Raw genomic sequence first — 833 nt, forward strand, 5'->3', positions numbered from 1 at the left:
ACGGACCCGGAGAACCCGACGATCACCGTGGACGGCACCGACGTCGGTGGTCCGATCCGTACCCAGGAGGTCACCTCCAAGGTCAGCGCGGTGAGCGCCGTACCGGAGGTGCGTGCGCTGATCACGGAGCTGCAGCGGTCCATCGCCGCGTCGGCCGAGAAGGGGATCGTCGTCGAGGGGCGGGACATCGGGACGACCGTTCTGCCCGGCGCCGACCTGAAGATCTTCCTCACCGCGTCCCCGGAGGCGCGTGCCGCCCGCCGCAGCGGTGAGCTGAAGGGTGCCGACGTCAACGCCACCCGTGAGGCGCTGCTGAAGCGGGACGCGGCCGACTCCAGCCGTAAGACCTCGCCGCTCGCCAAGGCGGACGACGCGGTGGAGGTCGACACCTCCGAGCTGACTCTGCAGCAGGTCATCGAATGCGTCGTCACCCTCGTCGAGGAGAAGCGGGACGCGAAGTGAGCGTTCCGTCGAAGACGTCGAGGGAGTCGAAGGCGGCCGAGGTTCCCACGCAGCGGGGTGCCGAGGTCGGGCGGCGTATCGGTGTCGGTCTGATGTACGGGCTGTGGAAGCCGCGCGTCCTGGGCGCCTGGAAGGTCCCCGCGACCGGTCCGGTGATCCTCGCCGTGAACCACTCGCACAACATCGACGGCCCGATGGTCATCGGTGTGGCGCCCCGGGCGTCGCACTTCCTGGTCAAGAAAGAGGCGTTCATCGGGCTGCTCGGGCCCGCCATGCACGCCCTCGGACAGGTCAAGGTGGACCGCTCGACCGCCGACCGGACGGCGATCGCCCAGGCCCTGGCGGTGCTGGCGAACGGCGGAGTCCTCGGG

2 protein-coding genes are annotated in these 833 nt (G+C 70.0%); both read left to right on the forward strand.

The genetic code is table 11. The features are described from left to right. Nucleotides 1-462 (forward strand): (d)CMP kinase (cmk, locus tag STRTUCAR8_RS03790; protein WP_044471583.1); only part of this gene is annotated, 462 nt, incomplete at its 5' end. Beyond that, nucleotides 420-833 (forward strand): lysophospholipid acyltransferase family protein (locus STRTUCAR8_RS03795; protein WP_199791664.1); only part of this gene is annotated, 414 nt, incomplete at its 3' end. The genes cmk and STRTUCAR8_RS03795, both read left to right, overlap by 43 nt.

This window comes from Streptomyces turgidiscabies Car8, from assembly GCF_000331005.1.
GTDB lineage: Bacteria > Actinomycetota > Actinomycetes > Streptomycetales > Streptomycetaceae > Streptomyces > Streptomyces turgidiscabies.